Source organism: Streptomyces sp., from assembly GCF_031181705.1.
GTDB lineage: Bacteria > Actinomycetota > Actinomycetes > Streptomycetales > Streptomycetaceae > Streptomyces.
Window position 1 is genome coordinate 8,947 of record NZ_JAPSKN010000150.1, and the last position, 4,520, is coordinate 13,466.

Here is a 4,520-nt window from a genome sequence, read left to right on the forward strand (position 1 = left end):
GCGGTTGCCCCTCCGCGTTGTTGAAACGGGCCCGGCGGGGCACTCGGGACGCACTACCCGGTCGAGGCAGCAGGAGGCATCCGTGGCCGTACGCCATCACCTGATCCGAGTCCCGCCGAGTGCCGTGTGGGACGTCCTCGCCGACGGCAACCGCTACGGGGAGTGGGTGGTGGGGACCTCCGGGTCCCACCCGGTACGCGGGCACTGGCCGCACAAGGACGCCGCGATCCGTTACCGGGTCCGGCTCGGCCCGGTGCGGCTGGACAACGAGACGACCGTCCGCCACTGCGAGGAGGGCAGCAGACTGGAGCTGGAGGCCCACGCCGGTGCGCTCGGCACCGCGCGCATCGCCATCGAGCTGCGGCCCTGGGGCGAGGACTGCCTGGTCATCGTGGACGAACATCCCCTGCGCGGCGCGGGCGGCCGGCTGCACAACGTCGGCTTCGAGGCGCTCATCCAGCTGCGCCACCGCGCCATGCTGGCCCGGCTGGCCCGCCTGTGCGAGGACCAGGCAGGGGTGGGAGCCGAGCGCGGCGGTCGCGCCCTGGGCCAGGTGACCGTGGGCTCCCACGCGGACGGGGGCCGGCATGCCTGACGCCGTGGTGATCGGCGCGGGACCCAACGGCCTGGTGGCCGCGAATCTCCTGGCGGACGCCGGGTGGAGTGTGCAGGTGCTGGAGGAGCAGCCCGAACCGGGCGGCGCGGTGCGCCACGACCGGGGCGTCGACCCCGCGTTCGTCAGTGACCTGTTCAGCTCCTTCTACCCCCTCGCCGCGGCCTCCCCGGTCCTGGACAGCCTGCGCCTGCACGACCACGGACTGCGCTGGAGCCACGCGCCCAGCGTGGTGGCGCACCCGCTCACCGACGGCAGCTGCGCCGTCCTGGGTCGCGACGTCGACGCGACGGCCGCCTCCCTCGACGCGTTCGACCCGGCCGACGGTGACGCCTGGCGGCGGCTGCACGACGTGTGGCAGGGCCTGCGCCCCGACCTCCTGGACGCGCTGTTCACCCCGTTCCCGCCGGTGCGCGCGACAGCCCGGCTCGCGCTGCGGCTGCGCGCGGCGGGCGGCCTGCGCATGGCCCGGTCCCTGGTGCTGCCGGTGCGCCGCCTGGGGGAGGAGGAGTTCCGCGGCGAGGGCGGCCGGCTGCTGCTGGCCGGCAACGCCCTGCACGCCGACCTCGCTCCCGAGTCCGCGGGCAGCGGCGGCTTCGGCTGGCTGATGGCCATGCTGGGGCAGACCTACGGCTTCCCCGTCCCGGAGGGCGGCTCCGGCGCGCTGACCGCGGCCCTGGTGCGCCGCCTGGAGAGCAGGGGCGGCCGGGTGCGCTGCGGGCAGCGCGTCGAGCGGATCGTCATCCGTGGCGGGCGCGCCCTCGGGGTGCGCACGGCGGCCGGTGACGCGGTGCGCGCACGCCGGGCGGTGCTCGCGGACGTGTCGGTGCCCGCCCTGTACGGCGAGCTCGTCGAGCCCGAGCACCTGCCCGCGCAGCTCCTGGCGGACCTGCGGCGCTTCCAGTGGGACTTCGCCACCTTCAAGGTCGACTGGGCGCTGGACGGACCGGTGCCCTGGAAGGCCGAGCAGGCGTCCCGTGCCGGGACCGTGCACCTCGCCGACGGCGTGGACGAGCTCACCCGCTTCACCGCCCAGATCGCCATGCGGCAGGTCCCCGACCGCCCGTTCGTCATCTTCGGCCAGATGACCACCTCCGACGCCACCCGCTCCCCGCAGGGCACCGAATCGGCCTGGGCCTACACCCACATCCCGCACGAGATCCGGGCCGACGCGGGTGACCAGGGCATCACCGGCGACTGGTCCGCCAGGGACCAGGAGCTCTTCGCCGACCGGGTCGAACGCCAGGTGGAGCGGTTCGCGCCCGGTTTCCGCGACCGGATCCGGGCCCGCCGCATCCTGGCGCCCCCGACGCTTCAGGCCATGGACGCCAATCTGCCGGGCGGTGCCATCAACGGCGGGACGACCGCGATGCACCAGCAGCTCTTCTTCCGCCCCCTGCCGGGCACCGGCCGTCCGGAGACGCCGGTGCCCGGTCTGTTCCTCGCCTCCTCGGGAGCCCACCCGGGAGGCGGGGTGCACGGCGCGCCCGGGGCCAACGCCGCCCGGGCCGCGCTGCGCCGCAACCTGCCGCCCGGCCTGGCCCGGGCGCAACGGGCCCTGGCCGGCCGCGACCGCGCCGGAACCAGGCGCTGAGCCTCCAGCCCCGGCAGCCGGGAAGGCAGGGCAGTCATGCACAGCAGTCCACTCGCCGACCGCATGGTCGTCATCACCGGAGCCGCCCGCGGTGTCGGCGCCGCGCTGGCCCGCGAGACAGCGCGGCGCGGCGCCCGGGTGGCGCTGCTCGGGCACGAGAAGGCCGCCCTGGAGGCGCTGGCCGCCTCCCTGCCGGGCCCGGCGCTGGCCGTGGAGGTCGACGTCACCGACCTCCCCGCCCTCCAGACGGCGGCCCGCACCGTGCGCGACGGGCTCGGCCGCCCCTCGGCGGTGGTGGCGAACGCCGGCGTCGCCGAGGGCGGCGCGTTCCTGGACTCCGATCCGGACGTCTGGCGGCGGGTGATCGACGTCAACCTCACCGGCAGCGCCCACACGGCCCGGGCGTTCCTGCCGGACCTCCTCGACACCGCGGGCTACTTCCTCCAGGTCGCGTCGCTGGCGTCCATCGCCGCCGCCCCGCTGATGAGCGCCTACTGCGCCTCCAAGGCGGGTGTGGAGGCCTTCGCGCACGCACTGCGGGCGGAGGTGGCGCACCGAGGCGTCGGCGTCGGCATCGCCTACATCAACTGGACGGACACCGACATGATCCGCGACGCGGACCGTTACGACGTCATGCGGGAACTGCGCGCCCACATGCCCCCGCCGGCCCGGCGCGTGTACCCCGTGGACGTGGTCGCCGCCCGCCTGGCCGGATGCCTGGAGCGCCGCCGCACGGCGGTGTACGCGCCCGCCTGGCTCCGGCTGACGCAGCCGGTGCGCTCGGCCGTGCCGCCCGTGGTACTGCGGGTGGCACGCCGCGAACTGCCCCGCCTGGAGGCCGCCGGCTCCCTCCGCCGCACCGGGCTGCTCGGCGCGGGCGGCCGGGCCGACCGGGCGGCGGCCAAGCCCCGGTCCTGACCGCCCGGGCCCGCCGGGCCCGTCAGCCGCGGACATGACGGACACTGGTCGGCAGGGGAAGGGAGGCCGACCGTGCTGACCGGAGTCCGAGAACACCTGGGCCAGGCCCTGTTCCGCCGTGTCGCGGGACCCGGCGGGCCGCAGGCCCGTGCCCGTATCCACCACACGCCCGGACCGCGCTGGTTCGGGCCCGACCGGCCGATCCGCACGGTGCACGGTGACGCCTCGATGTTCATCGGCGGGCTGACCGCGCTGCTGCTGCAGTCCCTTCATCCGCTCGCGATGGCGGCGGTCGCCGGGCACTCCGGCTACCGCGGCGACCCGTGGGGCCGCCTGCAGCGCACCAGCACCTTCCTGGCCGTGACCACCTACGGCACCGACGAGGACGCCCGGCGGGCCGTCGACCAGGTCCGCGGCATCCACCAGCGGATCCGGGGCACGACCGCGCGGGGCGAGCCGTACCACGCGGCCGACCCGCACCTGCTCGCCTGGGTGCACGCCGCCGAGACGGACAGCTTCCTGCGCGCCCACGAACGCTACGGGGCCCGGCCCCTGGACGCCGCCGGCTACGACGCCTACGTCGCCGACACCGCCCGTGTCGCCGAGGCCCTGGGCGCCGAGGACCCGCCGCGCGACCGCCGCGAGCTGTCCGAGCGGCTGACCGCCTACCGGCCCGAACTGCGGGCCACGCCCGAGGCCCGGGCGGCCGCCCGCTTCCTGCTCTTCCAGCCGCCCCTGCCCCTGGCGGTGCGGCCCTTCTACGGGGGCCTGGTGGCCAACGCCGTCACGCTGCTGCCGCCCTGGGCGCGCGGCATGCTGTGGCTGCCCCGGGTGCCGGTCGTCGAGACCCTCGCCGTCCGCCCCACCGGGCAGGCACTGACCCGGACCATCCGCTGGGCGATGACCCCGGGCCGTCAGGCGTCGGGGCTGCCACCCCGGCGCACGTGAGATGCCCCGCGCCGCCAGCCGCACCGCCGGGGCCGGCACCGGGACCCGGGCGTCGGCGTACGGCACGACGACGGACACGGCGGCGGTGACCGCACCGTCGGCGCCGCGCACCGGTGCGTCCCAGGTGCCCTGACGGTCGCTCACGGCGACCCCGGACCTCCGCACCTCGGCCAGCACCCGCCGCAGCCGCGCCGGGCCGGTGATCGAGTACGGGGTGAAGGCGGCGAGTTCCCCCGCGCAGTACTCGTCCTGGAGATCCGGGCCGCCGTGGGCCAGCAGGGCGAGTTTGACGCCGGTGGCGTGCAGCGGCCAGCGGGCGCCGACGCGGATGTGCGCCCCGACCGCCGACCGCCCCGACAGCCACGCGGCCGATACGCCCCTCAGGGCCCCGCCACTTCGACGAAGTCGGGGTGGGAAGGATCAGGGGGACAAGGCGGGCAAGGAGGG

Annotated in this window: 4 protein-coding genes and 1 pseudogene; 4 read left to right on the top strand and 1 reads right to left on the bottom strand. The window is 76.5% G+C overall.

Annotated elements, in window-relative coordinates:
* Positions 1 to 82: 82 nt before the first annotated feature.
* The 4 genes from RIN80_RS22900 (at position 83) to RIN80_RS22915 (ending at position 4,073) form a co-directional block, all read left to right on the top strand.
* A complete protein-coding gene (locus tag RIN80_RS22900; RefSeq protein WP_309097524.1) occupies positions 83 to 595 on the top strand; it encodes an SRPBCC family protein in 513 nt (170 codons plus the stop codon).
* On the top strand, positions 588 to 2,207 hold the full coding sequence (locus tag RIN80_RS22905; RefSeq protein ID WP_309097525.1) for an NAD(P)/FAD-dependent oxidoreductase: 1,620 nt from the start codon (positions 588 to 590) through the stop codon (positions 2,205 to 2,207). The genes RIN80_RS22900 and RIN80_RS22905 overlap by 8 nt, the downstream gene beginning before the upstream one ends.
* A gap of 36 nt (positions 2,208 to 2,243) precedes the next feature.
* Positions 2,244 to 3,125 (top strand): SDR family oxidoreductase, encoded by an 882-nt coding sequence (locus tag RIN80_RS22910; protein WP_309097526.1) that lies wholly within the window; start codon positions 2,244 to 2,246, stop codon positions 3,123 to 3,125.
* 72 nt (positions 3,126 to 3,197) lie between these two features.
* On the top strand, positions 3,198 to 4,073 hold the full coding sequence (locus RIN80_RS22915) for an oxygenase MpaB family protein (RefSeq protein WP_309097527.1): 876 nt from the start codon (positions 3,198 to 3,200) through the stop codon (positions 4,071 to 4,073).
* Here RIN80_RS22915 and RIN80_RS22920 read toward each other — a convergent pair.
* Positions 4,050 to 4,442, bottom strand: a pseudogene (locus RIN80_RS22920) (IclR family transcriptional regulator C-terminal domain-containing protein); the annotation flags it as partial. The gene RIN80_RS22915 and the pseudogene RIN80_RS22920 sit on opposite strands and share 24 nt — an antisense overlap.
* Positions 4,443 to 4,520: the final 78 nt, after the last annotated feature.

Coding starts and splice junctions, on each gene's coding strand:
- RIN80_RS22905 (WP_309097525.1), top strand. CDS start 588: ATGCCTGACGCCGTGGTGATCGGCGCGGGACCCAACGGCCTGGTGGCC.
- RIN80_RS22910 (WP_309097526.1), top strand. CDS start 2,244: ATGCACAGCAGTCCACTCGCCGACCGCATGGTCGTCATCACCGGAGCC.